The organism is Azospirillum mesophilum, from assembly GCF_053470405.2.
In genome coordinates this window covers 122,038-138,664 of sequence record NZ_JBPXMQ020000006.1, presented here as the reverse complement: position 1 = coordinate 138,664, position 16,627 = coordinate 122,038, and the positions used below count along the sequence as shown (strand labels likewise).

Genomic DNA, 16,627 nt, shown 5'->3' with positions numbered 1-16,627 from the left:
CAACCTACGAATGTTTCTTTGAGAGCAGCCCCATGCCGATCACCCGCATCAGCGTCGACAACCCCGTTTTCGCCACCATGATGATGGTGGCGCTGATGGTGCTGGGCCTGTTCTCGTACCAGCGGCTGGGCGTGGACCAGTTCCCGGACGTGGATTTCCCGGTCGTCGTCGTCTCCACCGAATATCCCGGCGCCAGCCCGGAATCCGTCGAAACGGACGTGACGCGGCCCGTCGAGGACGCGGTCAACACCATCGCCGGCATCAAGACGCTGACCTCCCGCTCCTACGAGAGCCGGTCGGTGGTGGTGGCGGAGTTCGACCTGAAAACCGCCTCCACCCAGGCCTTGCAGGACGTGCGCGAGAAGGTGTCGGCCCTGCGCCCGTCCTTCCGGACGGAGGTGAAGGACCCGCAGATCACCCGCTTCAACCCGGACGACCAGCCGATCCTGTCCATCGCGGTGAAGTCGGACATCCGCACCCTGCGCGACCTGACCACCATGACCGACCAGATCGTTCTGAAGCGGCTTCAGAACGTGCGCGGCGTCGGGCGGGCGACCATCGCGGGCGGGGTGAAGCGCCAGATCCAGGTGCGGCTGCGGCCCGAGCGGCTGGAGGCGCTGGGCGTCGGTGTCGATCAGGTCATCAAGGCCATCAAGGACGAGAACCAGGACCTGCCCGCCGGCACCGTGTCCGGTGGCGGGGCGGAGCGCGTCGTCCAGGTGGACGGGCGGGTGATCGACCCGCGCCAGCTGCTCGACCTCATCGTCACGCGGCGCGGCGGCGAGCCGGTGCGGCTGCGGCAGGTGGCCGAGGTGCTGGACGGCCAGGAGGAGCAGGACTCCGTCGCACTGTTCAACGGCCTGCCGGCGCTGGCCGTCGACGTGGTGAAGATCCAGGGCTCCAACACGGTGGAGGTCGCGCGCGGCCTCTACAAGGCGCTGGACGAGCTTCGCCGCGACGGCTCCCTGCCCGCCGACGTCAGCCTGGACGTGGTGCGCGACACCTCGCGCGGGATCACCAACTCGCTGAACAACGTGCAGCGCACGCTGGTCGAGGGCGGGTTGCTGACCGTCTTCATCGTGATGATCTTCCTGGGCTCCTGGCGCAGCACGGTCATCACGGCGCTGACGCTGCCGGTGGCGGTCATGGGCACCTTCGGGGTGCTGGCGGCCTTCGGCTTCACGCTGAACGTGATGACGATGATGGCGCTGTCGCTGGCCATCGGCATCCTGATCGACGACGCCATCGTCGTGCGCGAAAACATCATGCGCCACCTCGGCAAGGGCCAGGGGCACCGGCAGGCGGCGCTGGACGGCACCAGCGAGATCGGGCTGGCGGTGCTGGCGACCACCCTGACCATCGTGGCCGTGTTCCTGCCCGTCGCCTTCATGGGCGGCATCATCGGGCGCTTCTTCCTCCAGTTCGGCATCACCGTGTCGGCGGCGGTGCTGATCTCGCTGTTCGTGTCCTTCACGCTGGACCCCATGCTGTCCAGCCTGTGGTACGACCCGGCGGCGCACGGCCGGCACGCCGGCAACGTCTTCGGGCGCTTCGCCGGGGGCTTCCAGCGCGCCTTCGACGGCCTCGCGCGGGTCTACGGGCGGATGCTCGGCTGGGCGCTGCGGTGGCGGTGGCTGGTGCTGCTGCTGGCGCTGGCGATCTTCGTCGGCAGCTTCTTCCTGGTGCCGCGCATCGGCGTGGAGTTCGTGCCGGCCGCCGACCTCGGCGAATCGGTCGTGGACATCGAGACTCCCGTCGGCTCCTCCCTGGACTACACCACCGCCAAGATCCGGCAGGCGGAGGCGGCGATCCGCGAGTTTCCGGAGGTCGCCTACACCTACAGCACGGTCAACACCGGCGTGGCGGTCGGCAAGAACCGGGGCAGCGTCTACATCCGGCTGAAGCCCATCGACCAGCGCAAGCGCTCGCCCAACGACCTCGCCCCGCCGATCCGCGAGCGGCTGGCCGCCATCCCCGGCATCACCATGGGCATCGGCATCCCCGGCGTGGGTGGCGTGCAGAAGCAGATCCAAGTGTCCGTCCAGGGCCGTGACATCGCCGAACTGGACCGCATCGCCAAGCAGGTGACCGCCGCCATGCGCCGCATCCAAGGCTTCGTGGACGTGGACAGCAGCCTGAAGGCGGCCAAGCCCACCCTGTCGGTGAAGCTGGAGCGCGAGCTGGCGAGCGACCTCGGCATCGGCACCGCGCAGGTGGCGAACACGCTGCGCCCGCTGTTCGCGGGCGACAAAATCTCCACCTGGAAGGCGCCGGACGGCGAGACCTACGACGTGCTGGTCCGCCTGCCGGAAGGCGACCGGGTGGGCCGCGCCGACCTCGACCGCATCTACCTGACCGGCTCCAACGACCCGAACGGCACGCCGCGCATGGTGCCGCTGTCGCAGGTCAGCCGCGTCAGCACGACGCTCGGCGCCTCGCAGATCAACCGCCGCGACCTGTCGCGCGAGGTGAACGTGGCGGCCAACGTCCAGGGCCGCCCGGCCGGCGACGCCGGCAAGGAGCTTCAGGCTGCCATATCCGACATCAAGCTTCCCCCCGGCTACCGCATCGTCTTCGGCGGCTCCACCAAGGACATCGCGGAGACGACGGGCTACGCGGCGCAGGCGCTGCTGCTGGCGGTGATCCTGATCTACCTGATCCTGGCCTCGCAGTTCGGCAGCTTCCTCCAGCCCATCGCCATCATGGCGTCGCTGCCCCTGTCGCTGGTCGGCGTGTTCCTGGGCCTGCTGGTCGCCGGATCGACGCTGAACATCTTCAGCGCCATCGGCTTCATCATGCTGATGGGTCTGGTGACCAAGAACGCCATCCTGCTGGTGGACTTCGCCAACCAGGCCCGCGCCCGCGGGGTGGAACTGCGCGACGCGGTGGTGGAGGCCGGCGTCATCCGCCTGCGCCCCATCGTCATGACCACCATGGCGATGATCTTCGGCATGATCCCGCTGGCGCTGGGCCTTGGCGAGGGCGCCCAGCAGCGCGCGCCCATGGCCCATGCGGTGATCGGCGGCCTCATCAGCTCCACGCTGCTGACGCTGCTCGTCGTGCCCGTGATCCTGACCTACCTCGACGCCATCTCCCGGCGGTTCAAGCGCTGGTTCGGGCGCAAGGATCCGGACGCGGTGGCGCATGGGGTGGCGGCGGAATAACGCCGCATCATACGTTCGTGTCCTCGGACAAGGCGAAGGATGTGTGGCGCACGCGCAGCGTGTCGCAGGTGAGTTCCAGGCCGTACATGTAGAAGGTGAACAGCCGCTCCGCCAGAAAGCCCATGACGCGGGACTGGTAGGGATCGGCCGGGATCTCGATTCGGCCGGCGACCCTTTCCAAGATCGGCATCGCCAGCGACATGTAATCGTCGAACAGTTCCGCCCGCAGGACGAACAGGTTGCCGAAATAGTCCCAGTACTGCTGAAACGGCGTCAGCGGGCGAAGGCGCGCGAAGAACGGCTCCTTCAGTATCTCCTCCATCAGGACGTCGAAATGCTCCCGCACATGGGCTCCGGCGTAATGTTCGTCCGGGGGTACGTTGCGAACGGTGCGGTACGGCAGGATGGCATCGTGGGCGGCCGCGACGGCGCGCAGCCGTTCCACCTCCCCGCTGGTCAACGCGTTCAGTGCCCGCACGCAGGACAGGAAGCTGTCGCGATCGATGGTCAGCGCCTGGAAGGAGGAATAGCGCACGGTTTCAGCGTGAAGTTGCCGAAGCACCGGGTCGGGGTTGCTGAAGTTCCCGGTCGGCCAGACCATCACCCGACGGTAATGCTGAAACCCGACATAGTCGAACCGGTGCAGCAGGTTCTTCCAGACATAATGATGCCCGCGAATCTCGCAGTAAGATTGCCGGTCCAGAATATGGTCGGGTCGCTCCACCGGCAGGCGCGGGCAGGCAACGGCGGGCGGGGACTGCATGTGAAGCGCGTAGAACGGGCCGTTATCGAGTGGGATCACCGGATCCTTGTGATACAAAGTGAAAATACCGAGCCGCACGTTTCACCTTCACCGTGAACGATGTATCGGGCAGGGTAACACGCCGGGAATCCCCCAGCATGGGGAATGTCGAACGGGAAATTGTGGGCGTGGACTGGAACGGCTTTCCCATCGTGATCGTCGGTGCCGGCTTTTTCGGCGCCACCATCGCCGAGCGCGTGGCGACGGTTCTGGACCTTCCGGTCCTGCTGCTGGACCGGCGCCCCAACGCCGGGGGCAACAGCTTCTCCAGGCCCCACCCCGGCACCGGGATCGAGCAGCACCTCTATGGAACGCACGTCTTCCACACCTCCAGTGCCGAGGTGTGGGCGTATGTGAGCCGTTTCACCCGTTTCAGCAACTACCGCCACAGGGTCTTCACCCGGCACCGGGGGTGCGTCTTTTCTCTTCCCATCAACCTGATGACCCTGAACAGCTTTTTCGAACGGACGATGACGCCGGCCGAGGCCAGGGCCGTCATCGCGGCGCAGACGCGTGGCCTGAACCCGGAGACGGCTCGGAATCTGGAGGACAAGGCCATCGCCCTGATCGGCCCCGACCTCTACAAGGCGTTCATCCGCGGCTACACCCGCAAGCAATGGGGCACCGACCCGCGCGATCTGCCCGCGGAGGTCATCAGCCGTATCCCGGTCCGATTCGGCTACAATGATTTCTACTTCTCCGACCCGTTCGAGGGCATCCCCGTCGACGGTTACGGCACCCTTTTCGAGACGATGCTGGCCTCAAGGAAGATCGAACTGCGGCTCGGCGTCGATTACTTCGACGTGGCCGATCGGATCGATCCGCGCGCGCTGATCGTCTACACCGGGCCAATCGACCGGTTCTACGATCATCGCCTGGGAGTTCTCGGCTGGCGGACGCTGGATTTCGAGTTGGAGGTGCTGGAGACGGATGACCACCAGGGCGCGGCCGTGGTCAACGAGGCCGACGAGGAGGTGCCGCACACCCGCACGCATGAGTTCCGGCACCTGCAACCGGAGCGGCCCGACCTCCCGCCGGCCACCGTCATCATGCGCGAATATTCGCGACGTGCCGGCCGGGAGGACGAGCCCTACTACCCGATCAACACGGCGGCCGACCGGGCGCTTTACGACGCCTATCGCGCGCTGGCCCTGCGGGATGAGCGGGTGATCTTCGGCGGTCGGCTGGGAAGCTACCGCTACCTCGACATGGATCAGGCGATCGGTGCCGCCCTGAAGTGCTTCGACCGCGAGATCCGCCCGCGCCTGACGGGGACGATCGCCGAGAGGACGACGGAGTAGGGAACCCCTACTCCCCGCCCGGCACCGGATGGCCGGCGTCCGGCTCCACGTCGGCGCGCCGCTTCCACAGGCGGGCGATGAAGGTCCCCGCGTCTTCCATGTAGAGGAACAGCACCGGCGTGATGTAGAGCGTCAGGATCTGCGACACGCACAGGCCGCCGACCACGGCGAGGCCCAGCGGCTGGCGCAGCTCGGCCGCGGCACCCTGGGCGACGGCGATGGGCAGCGTGCCCATCAGCGCCGCCATGGTCGTCATCATGATCGGGCGGAAGCGCAGCAGGCAGGCCTGCTCGATCGCCTCGCGCGCGGTCATGCCCTGGTTGCGCTGCGCATCCACGGCGAAGTCGATCATCATGATCGCGTTCTTCTTCACGATGCCGATCAGCATCAGGATGCCGATGATCGCGATGACGCTGAGTTCCTGCCCGAACAGCATCAGCGTCGCCAGCGCCCCGATGGCCGCCGAGGGCAGGCCCGACAGGATGGTCAGCGGGTGGATGAAGCTCTCGTACAGCACGCCCAGCACGACGTAGATCACCAGAACGGCGGCAAGCAGCAGCAGTCCCTGCCCGGCCTGGGCGTCCTGGAAGACCTGGGCGGTGCCGGCGAAGCCCGTGGTGATGGTCGCGGGCAGCGCCATGTCCAGCTCGGCGCGGTGGATGGCGGCCACCGCGTCGCCCAGCGAGGCGCCGGGGGCCAGATTGAAGGACAGCGTGACGGCCGGAAGCTGACCCTGGTGGTTCACCGTCAGCGGGCCGGCGGTGCGCCGCACGCTGGCGAAGGCGTCCAGCGGCACCAGCTTGCCCGTGCTGGAGCGCACATAGACGCGCGACAGGGCGCTGTCGTCCTCCTGATACTTCGGCTGGAGTTCGATCTGCACCTGATAGTCGTTGCTGGGCGTGTAGATGGTCGACACCTGCCGCTGCCCGAAGGCGCTGTAGAGGGTCGAGCGCACCTGATCCACGCCGATGCCCAGCGTCGCCGCCTTCTCGCGGTCCACGTTCACATAGGCCTGCGGGCTGTTCAGCTGAAGGTCGCTGGTCACGTCCTGAAGGATGGGAATGTCGTGCAGGGCGCGTTCCAGCCGGCCCGACCACTGATACAGCTCGTCGAGGTCGAGGCCCTGGATGGTGTACTGGTACAGGCTCTTGGACGCGCGGCCGCCGATGCGCAGGTTCTGCACCGGCTGCATGAAGACCGCGATCCCGGGGATGCCGTTCAGCTGGCGGCGGAGCTGCTGGATGATCTCCGGTGCCGACGGACGCTCATCGCGCGGCTTCAGCACGACGAACATGCGCCCGGTGTTGACCGACGACCCGCCGACCGCGACGGAGGAGGTGACGTCCTCCACCGCCGGGTGGGATTTGATGATCGCGGCGACCTGCTGCTGCCGCTCGGCCATGGCCAGGAAGGCGATGTCGGGTGCCGCCTCCGTGGACACCTGGATCTGGCCGATGTCCTCCGTCGGGAAGAATCCCTTCGGGATGGCCTGGAACAACAGGACGGAGCCGATCACCGTCCCGATCATGACGAGGCCCATGATCGGCTTGTAGCTCAGGGCGAGGCGCAGCGTCGCCGCGTAGCCCTTCAGCAGCGCGTCGAACCCGCCCTCCAGCACGCGGCCGAACAGCCCCTCCTGCTCCCCGTGCTTTTCCGGGGTCAGGATGCGGGAGCACATCATCGGCGTCAGCGTCAGCGCCACGAAGGCCGACGCGGCGATGGACATGGTCACGACCACCGCGAACTCGTGGAACAGGCGCCCGACCACGCCGCCCATCAGCAGGATGGGGATGAAGACCGCCACCAGCGACAGGGTGATCGACACGATGGTGAAGCCGATCTCGCGCGAGCCCTTGATGGCGGCTTCGAAGGGGCGCATGCCCTCTTCGACGTAGCGGACGATGTTCTCCATCATCACGATGGCGTCGTCGACGACGAGGCCGACCGCCAGCGTCAGCGCCATCAGCGAGATGTTGTCGATGGAAAAGCCCATCACATGCATGCCGCCGGCCGTCGCGATCAGCGAGATCGGCACCGTCACCGCCGGGATCAGCGTCGCCGACAGGCGGCGCAGGAACAGGAAGATGACCATCACCACCAACGCGATGGTCAGGCCCAGCGTGAACTGCACGTCCTCCACCGCCTCGCGGATCGAGGTGGAGCGGTCGTTCACCACCTCCACCTTGGCACTGGGCGGCAGCTGCGCGCGGAAGGTTGGCAGCAGGGCCTTCACCCGGTCCACCACATCCACCGTGTTGGCATCGGGCTGGCGCTGGATGGCCAGGACGATGGCGCGGGTGCCGTTGTGCCAGCTCGCCGTGCGGGTGTTCTCAACGCTGTCCAGAACGGCGGCTACGTCGCCCAGCCGCACCGGCGCGCCGTTGCGCCACGCGACGATCAGGTCGCGGAAGGCGGCGGCGTTGGGAAGCTGCGGGTTGGCCGCCAGCACGAGCTGCTGCTTGGCGCCCGACAGCGTGCCCACGGGAGTGTTGGCGTTGGCGGCGGACAGGGCCTTTTGCAGCTCGTCGATGCCGATGCCGCGCACGGCCAGCGCGTTGGGGTCCACCTGGACGCGCACGGCGTATTTCTGCGAGCCGTAGATCTGCACCTGGGCCACGCCCGGCAGGGTGGCGACTTTCGGCTGCACCGCCGTCTCGGCGAAGTCGTTGAGCTGCGAGAGCTGCAGCGTCGGCGAGCTGAGCGCGAGCAGCAGGATCGGCTGGTCGGCCGGATTGACCTTGCGGTAGCTGGGCGGGGTCGTCATCTCCGCCGGCAGGCGGCGCTGGGTGCGGGCGATGGCCGCCTGCACGTCCTGCGCGGCGGCGTCGATGTCCCGTTCCAGCACGAACTGGATGGTGATCGACGTGCTGCCGAGGCTGGAGGAGGAGGTGATCGTGTCGATGCCGGCGATGGTGGAGAATTCACGCTCCAGCGGGCTCGCCACCGACGCGGCCATGGTCTCCGGGCTGGCGCCGGGCAGCGTGGCCGAGACGTTGATGACCGGAAAATCCACGCGCGGCAGCGCCGCCACGGGAAGCTGGCGGTAGGCCGCCAAGCCCCCCAGCACCAGGGCCGCCGTCAGCAGGATGGTCATCACCGGACGGCGGATGCACAGTTCGGACAGGCTCACGACGCACCTCCCGGAACCGCGGTGGCGGGGCCTTCGCTCTTCTTCGCGCCCTCGCCGGCCTTATCGCCGTTCCTGGCGGTGACCTTGGCGCCGGGGAAGAGACGCGATTGCCCGTCCACCACAACGCGCTCGCCGGCCTGCACGCCGCTGGCGATGACGGCAAGGCCGTCCTGGCTGCGCGACACGGTCACCGGGCGGATCTCCACGGTGTCGTCGGGCTTCACGACGTACACGAAGCGGCCCTGCTGGCCGGTCTGCACGGAATCGTCGGGCAGGGTCAGCGCCTGCGGCTCGACGCGCAGGGTCAGCACCACGTCCACGAACTGGCCGGGCCACAGGCGGGTGTCGGTGTTGGGGAACTGGCCCTTGACCAGGATGGTGCCGGACTGCTGGTCCACTTGGCTGTCCACGAAGGTCAGCACGCCGTCGGCCGGCGGGCGGCTGTCGCCGGGGACGCCGGCGGTGACCGGCAGCTTGCCCGAGTCCATCGCCTTGCGGATGGTCGGCAGGTGGCGTTCCGGCACGTTGAAGGCGACGGTGATCGGGCGGAGCTGCGTCAGCGTGACCAGCGGCGTGGCGTCCGCCGCGCGCACCATGGTGCCGGGCTTGGCGTTGACCGCGCCGGTGCGGCCGTCCATGGGCGCCGTGATGCGGGTGAAGCTGAGCGACACCTTGGCCGCTTCGATGGCGGCGAGGTCGGCCTTCACCGTGCCCTCCAGCGCGTCGGCGGTGGCGGTCGCGGCGTCGAGCTGCTGACGCGCGATGGCGTTGGTGCGCACCAGCTCGGCATAGCGGCGCACGTCGCCGCGCGCCTTTTCCAGGTTGGCCTTGTCGCGCTCCAGGTTCGCCTGGGCTTGGCGGAGCTGGGCGTCGAGCGCGCGGGCGTCGAGCGTGAACAGCGGGTCGCCGGCCTTGACCTCCTGCCCCTCGGTGAAGTGGACGGTCTCCACCACCGTGTCGACGCGCGCCTTGATGGCGATGGCAGCCAGCGGCTGGACGGAACCGATGGTGCCCAGCCGTTCAGGGACGGCGCGCGCCTCGACCGGCTTCACCACCACGGGAACCGCGCGCGGCCCGGCGGCGGGCGCGGCGGTCTTGGACGCGTGCGTTTCGGCCCCACCGGCCTTCTGCGTGTACCAGTATCCCCCGCCGGCGAGCGCGGCCACCAGAAGCACCGGGACCAGAATGCGTTTCGTCACGTCGAACTCCCGGCCCGGTGGGCATCTGCGGTCAAGGTGGGGGTGGGTAAGGTGGAGCTGGTGAAGGTGGACCCGGTGCCCGCGAGCACCAGATCGAGGATGGCGCGTTCCAGCCGGTCGCGCGGGCGGTCGCCCGCCATCATGATGGCGCCGCGCACCATGCCGATGATCAGGATCGGCGTCAGCTCGGTGTCCACGGCGCGGAACTGCCCGGCGGCGGCTCCGGCCTCCAGCACCGCCCGCAACGCCGCGGCGATCCGCGCGGTGCGGCGGCGCAGCAGGCGCCGGCCCTGCTCGGCTAGGTCGGAGTGGTCGCCGCCCAGCAGCTTCAGCGTCGGCAGCTGCTCGCCCAGCGTGTCGATCAGCGCCGACACCATGGCGCACAGCCGGTCGCGCGGGGCGGCCTCGGCGGGCGCCGGGGCGTCGAGCCGGTCGTCCAGCTCGTCCAGCGCGCGGCCCAGCGATTCCAGATAGAGGTCTTCCTTGGACGGGAAGTAGCGGTACAGGGTGGCCTTACCGACGCCGGCCGCCTTCGCCACCTCGTCCACCTGCACGTCCGCGTAGGCGCGCTCGGCGAACAGGGCCGCTGCGGCCGCGAGGATCGTCTCGCGGCGTTTCAGGCGCCAGCTCGGTGCCGCATCGAAGGGCATCTCATTTACCAAAGGACATCCGGGGAAAAATGAAACTCGCGGGTTTCAAAAACTGAAAATAAGCAGATGCAACATCCTGTCAAGCGACATGGATGGCCCGGTGAACGGCCATGCACGCGCCCGCCGCCTCTTGCGTCGGCCGCGGGGTGGACGGAAGATCGTGCAGCGTTTCATTCGTATGGTCAAAAAATCGGGGAGGCCCAACCAACATGACCGCGATCACCCTGCGCACCCGCCTCATCGCCCAGCTCTTCGCCGGCGCCTTCGGGCTCGGCCTTGCCGCCGCGCCCGTCGCGGCCATCGCCGAGACCTGGGACATGCCGACGCCCTACCCGGACACGAACCTGCACACCGTCGTGGTGCGGCAGTTCGCGGAGGACGTGAAGGCGGCGACCGGCGGCAAGATCCAGATCACCGTTCATTCCAACGGCTCGCTCATCAAGCATCCGGAGATCAAGCGCGCGGTCCAGTCCGGGCAGGCGCAGCTGGGTGAAGTGCTGATCAGCTCCTGGGCCAACGAGGACCCGCTCTACGGCCTCGACTCGGTGCCGTTCCTGGCGACCGACTTCGCCGCCGCGAAGAAGCTCTACGAGGTCTCCAAGCCCTACCTGGAAAAGAAGCTGGAGCGGCAGCGACTGAAGCTCCTCTACTCCATCCCCTGGCCGCCGCAGGGCCTGTATGTGAAGGAGGAGATCGGCTCCGTCGCCGACCTGAAGGGCCAGAAGTTCCGCGCCTACAACCCCGCCACCACCCGTATCGCCGAACTGACCGGCGCCGTGCCGACCAAGATCGAGGCGGCCGAGGTCGCGCAGGCCTTCGGCACCGGCATCGTGACGGCCATGATCACGTCGGCCGCCACCGGCGTGGACACCAAGGCCTGGGACTTCGTGAAGGTCTATTACGACATCCAGGCCTGGCTGCCGCGCAACATGGTCTTCATCAGCAACGAGGTCTGGAAGGGCCTGGACGCCGGCACCCAGAAGGCCGTGCAGGAGGCCGCCGCCAAGGCCGAGGCCAAGGGCTGGGCCGAGTGGGAGAAGAAGACGGCCGAGCTGAACAAGACCCTGGCCGACAACGGCATGAAGGTGTTGGCTCCGTCGCCCGCCATCAAGGACGGTTTCGCCGCCATCGGCAAGACCATGACCGACGAATGGATGAAGGCCGCCGGGGCCGACGGCGAGGCGATCGTCGCAGCGTTCCGGAAGTAGGACGAAACCTTTGCCCCCTCCCCAACCCCTCCCCCGCTTCGCGGTGGAGGGACTTGAATTCCCTCTCCCGCGGAGCGGGGGAGGGTTAGGGAGGGGGCAAGAGTTTTCCAGCACCACGACACCCCCTCCCCGCCCGCCTTCCGGAGTTGGTCGCGTCATGCGCACCGCATTGTCCATCCTGTACCGCGCCGCCGAGTTCCTGGGCGCGGTGTTCCTGGTCCTGATCGGGGTCCTGATCGTCAGCCAGGTGTTCGCGCGCCTGTTCGGGCGCATGGTGCCGGGGGCCGACGAGCTGGCCGGCTACTGCATGGCCGCGTCCTTCTTCCTGATGCTGGGGCCGGCGCTGCGCCGGGGCGCCCACATCCGCGTGGGCGTGCTGATCGACCGCCTGCGCGACGGACCGCGCCGCGTCATGGAACTGGTCTGTCTGAGCTTCGCCACGGCGCTCAGCCTCTACTTCGCGTGGTTCTGGCTGCGCATGACCTACGATTCCTACGATTTCGGCGACCTGAGCCAGGGCGTGCTGCCGATCCCGCTGTGGATCCCGCAGGCGGCCATGGCGGCCGGGTTGGTCGTGCTGGTCGTGGCGCTGCTGGACGATCTGGTGGCCGTGCTGCAGGGCCGCCCGGCCTCTTACCAGACCGCCGGCTTGCAGAGCGAGGGCTGAGCCATGGACCAGACAACCGCCTCCATCGTCGTCACGGTGACGATGTTCCTCATGCTGGGCGCCGGCATCTGGGTCGCGCTGGCGCTGGCCGGCGTCGGCTTCGTCGCCATGGCGCTGTTCACCTCGCGCCCCATCGGGCTCGTCATGGCGACCAACATCTGGGGGGCCAGCACCTCCTGGACGCTGACGGCGCTGCCGCTGTTCATCTGGATGGGCGAGATCCTGTTCCGCACGCGCATCTCGTCCGACATGTTCAAGGGGCTGGCGCCCTGGATGGGCTGGCTGCCCGGCCGACTGATGCACGTCAACATCGTCGGCTGCTCGATCTTCGCGGCGGTGTCCGGCTCCTCGGCCGCGACCGCCGCCACCATCGGGCGCATGACGATCCCGGAGCTGACCCGGCGCGGCTACGACCCGATGATGATCGTCGGCTCGCTCGCCGGGGCCGGCACGCTGGGGCTGCTGATCCCGCCGTCGATCATCATGATCGTCTATGGCGTGGCCGCGGACGTGTCCATCGCCCGGCTGTTCATCGCCGGCGTGATCCCCGGGATTGTGCTGACCGGCCTGTTCATGGCCTATGTCGGCGGCTGGTCGCTGCTGAACCCCGACCGCGTGCCGCCGCCGGAGCCGGAGCAGAGCCTCGCCGACCGGATCCGCGACACCGGATCGCTGATCCCCGTGGTGCTGCTGATCGTCGCCGTGCTGGGCTCCATCTACGCGGGCATCGCGACGCCGACGGAGGCCGCGGGCGTGGGCGTGCTGGGCTCCCTGGTCCTGGCGCTGGCAACCGGGACGCTGAGCTGGGCGACCTTCCGCGACAGCGTGCTGGGCGCCGCCCACACCTCCTGCATGATCGGCTTCATCCTGGCGGGGGCGGCCTTCCTGACCGTCGCCATGGGCTACACCGGCATTCCGCGCCTGCTGGCGGAGTGGATCACGTCCATGCAGCTGTCCACGGCGGCTTTGCTCGTGGTGCTGACCCTGTTCTTTGTCCTCATGGGCTGCTTCCTGGACGGCATCTCCATGGTGGTGCTGACGACCTCGGTCATCCTGCCGATGGTGCAGAAGGCCGGCATCGACCTGCTGTGGTTCGGCATCTACATCGTGATCGTGGTGGAGATGGCGCAGATCACCCCGCCGGTGGGCTTCAACCTGTTCGTCCTGCAGCCCATGACGGGCAAGGACATCTTCACGATCGGCAAGGCCTCCCTGCCCTTCTTCTTCGTGATGATCCTGATGGTGGCTCTGCTCTGGGTCTTTCCGGGGCTGGCGACGTGGCTGCCGTCCAAGATGATCGGGTAGGAAGCACCACGCCGTAAAAGAAAAGGCCGGGCTGCGGTGATGCGCAGCCCGGCCTTTTTCGTGTCCGCGTCCGGCCTTATTCCGCCGGGTGCGGTGCGGCGCCGTGCGGTGGGTGGGCGACGGCGTCCTCCGCCGGGAAGGGCTTCTTCTTGGCGATGTAGCTGTAGACCGTCGGCACGACGAACAGCGTCAGCAGGGTGCCCAGCATCATGCCGCCGACGATCACCGCGCCGATGGCCTGCCGGCTCTCGCCGCCGGCCCCGTGGGCGGTGGCGAGCGGCACCGCGCCCAGCACCATGGCGCCGGTGGTCATCAGGATGGGGCGCAGGCGCAGCACGGCCGCCTCCTCCACCGCCTTGCGGATGTCCACCCCCTCGCGCTGGAGCTGGTTGGCGAACTCCACGATCAGGATGCCGTGCTTGGTGATGAGGCCGACCAGCGTGACGAGGCCGATCTGGCTGTACACGTTCATCGTGGCGCCCGTGAACTGCAGCGCGGCGAGCGCGCCCGTCATGGACAGCGGCACCGTCAGCATGATGACGAACGGGTCGATGAAGCTCTCGAACTGGGCGGCCAGCACCAGATAGATGAAGGCCAGCGCCAGCACGAACACGAAGTACAGGCCCGTCGCCGATTCGCGGAACTCGCGGCTCTGCCCGGCGTAGTCGGTCTGCGCGGTGACCGGCAGCACGCGGTCCGCCGCCCCCTGGAGGTAGCCCAGCGCCTCGCCCAGCGAGGTGCCCGGCGCCAGCGTGGCGGTGATGGTGACCGAGCGCAGCTTGTTGAAGTGGTTCAGCTCCTTCGGCGCCACGCGCTCCTCGACATGGACGAGGTTGGCGAGCGAGATCATCGCCCCCGCCGTCGTCCCGACCCCGGCGGCCGAGGCCACCGGCGGCGTCCCGCGCACGTAGATGGAGGCGATGTCGTCCGGGTTGCGGCGGTCCACGTCGGCGACCTTCACCACCACGTCGTACTGCTTGCCTTCCTTCTTGAAGCGGGTGACCTGACGGCCGCCCAGCAGCGTTTCCAGCGTGCGGCCCACCGTCTCCACATCCACGCCCAGGTCGGCCGCCTTGTCGCGGTCGATGGTGATGCGCAGTTCCGGCTTGTTCAGCTTCAGGTCGGTGTCCAGGTTCGTCAGGCCGGGGAACTTGCGCGCCTCGGCCAGCAGGCCGTCCACCATCTTCTGAAGCTCGTCGTAGGGCAGCGAGCTTTGGATGACGAAGTTGACCGGCTTCTCCACCGGGCTCTGGCCCAGCGACGGCGGGTTGGTGACGAAGGCCAGGATGCCGGGGATGCCGAACATCTTGGGGAAGAGCTGCGCGGTGATCGCCTGCTGCTTCACGTCGCGTTTGTCCCAATCGACCAGTCGGACGAAGCTGATGCCCTGGTTCACCACAGGGAAGCCGACCACGACGAAGAACTTCTCCAGCACGGGGATGTCGCGGAACAGCCCCTCCATGCGCTTGGCGTAGCTTTCCGTGTAGTCCAGGGTCGAGCCTTCCGGCGCGATGGCGATGCCGACGATGGTGCCGCGGTCCTCCACCGGCGCCAGTTCCGACTTCAGGCCGGTGAACAGCGTGTAGCTGAGCCCCGCCACCACCACCCCGATCAGCAGCACCACCGGCCGGGCGCGCAGCGACAGGCGCAGCAGGCCGCGATAGCCGTTGGTCAGGCCGTTCAGGATGCCTTCGATCAGGTTGTAGAAGACGTTGTGCTTGGTCTGGTGCTTCAGCAGCTTGGAGCACATCATCGGCGACAGCGTCAGGGCCACGAAGCCCGACACGATCACAGCCCCCGCCAGCGTCAGTGCGAATTCAGAGAAGAGACGGCCCGTGCGCCCGGTCATGAAGCCGATGGGGGCGTACACGGCGGCCAGCGTGATGGTCATCGCGATGACCGCGAAGCCGATCTCCTTCGACCCCTTCAGCGCCGCCTGGAAGGGGGGCATGCCCTCCTCCACATGGCGGTAGATGTTCTCCAGCATCACGATGGCGTCGTCCACGACGAGGCCGATGGCCAGCACCATGGACAGCAGCGTCAGCGTGTTGACCGAGAAGCCGAAGGCGTACATCAGCGCGAAGCCGCCGATCAGCGACACCGGGATGGTCACCAGCGGCACCAGCGTCGCGCGCAGCGAGCGCAGGAAGAAGAAGATGACCAGCACCACCAGCACGATCGCCTCGAAGATCGTGTGGAACACCGCGTCGATGGACCGGGAGATGAAGACGGAGCTGTCGTAGGCGACCTCCACCCCCATGCCCTCCGGCACGGCGGCGCGGATCAGCGGCAGGGCGTTGTTCACCGCCTTCGACACGTCCAGCGGGTTGGCGGTGGACTGCTTGACCACGCCGATGGCGACGGCCGGCCGCCCGTTGAAGCGGGCGCTGACGCGCTCGTCCAGCGCACCGACCTCGGCCCGGCCCACATCCTTGAGGCGGACCAGATAGCCGCCCTCGTCGCGCAGGATGATCCGCTCGAACTCCTCCGGCGTGCGCAGGTCGGTTTCGGAGACGACGGTGAACTCGCGCGCCTTGCTCTCCACGCGGCCGGCGGGGATCTCGACGTTCTGCTTGCGCAGCGCGTTCTCGACGTCCTGCGGGGTGACGCGGTAGGCGGCCATGCGCTGCGGGTCGAGCCACAGGCGCATGGCGAAGCGGCGCTCGCCGAAGATGCGCACCTGGGCGACGCCCGGCAGGTTCTGCAGGCGGTCCTTGACGTAGCGGTCCGCGAAATCGGTCACGTCCAGCGGCGAATGCCGGTCGGACGAGAAGGCGAGATAGAGGATCGGCTGCGCGTCGGCCTCGACCTTCGCGATCACCGGTTCGTCGATTTCGTTCGGCAACTGGGCGCGCACACGGCCGGTGCGGTCGCGCACGTCGCTGGCCGCCACATCCACGTTGCGGTCCAGGCGGAAGCGCAGGGTGATCTGGCTCTTTTCCGCGCGGCTGATGGAGGACATCACGTCGATGCCCTCGATGCCGGACAGGCTGTCCTCCAGGATCTGGGTGACCTGGGTCTCGATGATCTCGGCCGACGCACCCTTGTAGGTGGTCTCCACCGTGACCACGGGCTCGTCGATCTTGGGATACTCGCGCACCGCCAGACGCTGGTAGGAGACCAGGCCGATCAGCATGAGCGCGAGGCTCATCACCGTCGCCAGGACGGGCCGGCGGATCGAGATGTCGGAGAGGACCATCG

At 67.9% G+C, this 16,627-nt stretch carries 10 protein-coding genes; 5 read left to right on the top strand and 5 right to left on the bottom strand.

All coding sequences use genetic code 11. The features are described 5' to 3' along the window. Nucleotides 1-32: 32 nt before the first annotated feature. A complete protein-coding gene (locus ACSVC7_RS09030; RefSeq protein ID WP_448205567.1) occupies nt 33-3,164 on the top strand; it encodes an efflux RND transporter permease subunit in 3,132 nt (1,043 codons plus the stop codon). A gap of 7 nt (nt 3,165-3,171) precedes the next feature. On the opposite strand, the gene ACSVC7_RS09025 is transcribed toward ACSVC7_RS09030, so the two are convergent. Next, nucleotides 3,172-3,966, bottom strand: a complete 795-nt coding sequence (locus ACSVC7_RS09025; protein ID WP_448205568.1) for a DUF4422 domain-containing protein — start codon at nt 3,964-3,966, stop codon at nt 3,172-3,174. Between the two features lie 98 nt (nt 3,967-4,064). Between ACSVC7_RS09025 and ACSVC7_RS09020 the strand changes: the two genes are divergently transcribed. Beyond that, complete coding sequence (locus tag ACSVC7_RS09020; RefSeq protein ID WP_448205569.1) at nt 4,065-5,267, top strand: UDP-galactopyranose/dTDP-fucopyranose mutase family protein; 1,203 nt, start codon at nt 4,065-4,067, stop codon at nt 5,265-5,267. A gap of 7 nt (nt 5,268-5,274) precedes the next feature. On the opposite strand, the gene ACSVC7_RS09015 is transcribed toward ACSVC7_RS09020, so the two are convergent. The 3 genes from ACSVC7_RS09015 to ACSVC7_RS09005 are packed head-to-tail and all read right to left on the bottom strand — an operon-like array spanning nt 5,275 to nt 10,246. Then, nucleotides 5,275-8,397, bottom strand: a complete 3,123-nt coding sequence (locus ACSVC7_RS09015; RefSeq protein ID WP_448205570.1) for an efflux RND transporter permease subunit — start codon at nt 8,395-8,397, stop codon at nt 5,275-5,277. After that, nucleotides 8,394-9,596 (bottom strand): efflux RND transporter periplasmic adaptor subunit, encoded by a 1,203-nt coding sequence (locus ACSVC7_RS09010; protein WP_448205571.1) that lies wholly within the window; start codon nt 9,594-9,596, stop codon nt 8,394-8,396. Before ACSVC7_RS09010 ends, ACSVC7_RS09015 begins: the two co-directional genes overlap by 4 nt. Continuing rightward, complete coding sequence (locus ACSVC7_RS09005; RefSeq protein WP_448205572.1) at nt 9,593-10,246, bottom strand: TetR/AcrR family transcriptional regulator; 654 nt, start codon at nt 10,244-10,246, stop codon at nt 9,593-9,595. The genes ACSVC7_RS09010 and ACSVC7_RS09005 overlap by 4 nt, the downstream gene beginning before the upstream one ends. A 209-nt stretch (nt 10,247-10,455) precedes the next feature. On the opposite strand from ACSVC7_RS09005, the gene ACSVC7_RS09000 reads away from it, so the two are divergent. From ACSVC7_RS09000 to ACSVC7_RS08990, 3 genes are all read left to right on the top strand, one after another. Next, nucleotides 10,456-11,454 (top strand): TRAP transporter substrate-binding protein, encoded by a 999-nt coding sequence (locus tag ACSVC7_RS09000; protein WP_448205573.1) that lies wholly within the window; start codon nt 10,456-10,458, stop codon nt 11,452-11,454. 157 nt (nt 11,455-11,611) lie between these two features. Next, the gene (locus ACSVC7_RS08995; RefSeq protein WP_448205574.1) at nt 11,612-12,121 is read left to right on the top strand and encodes a TRAP transporter small permease; all 510 of its coding nucleotides are present in this window, start codon (nt 11,612-11,614) and stop codon (nt 12,119-12,121) included. 3 nt (nt 12,122-12,124) lie between these two features. Continuing rightward, entirely contained in the window at nt 12,125-13,426 is a 1,302-nt protein-coding gene (locus ACSVC7_RS08990; protein WP_448205575.1) for a TRAP transporter large permease, read from the top strand. A gap of 76 nt (nt 13,427-13,502) precedes the next feature. On the opposite strand, the gene ACSVC7_RS08985 is transcribed toward ACSVC7_RS08990, so the two are convergent. Further along, entirely contained in the window at nt 13,503-16,625 is a 3,123-nt protein-coding gene (locus ACSVC7_RS08985; protein ID WP_448205576.1) for an efflux RND transporter permease subunit, read from the bottom strand. Between the last annotated feature and the right edge of the window lie 2 nt (nt 16,626-16,627).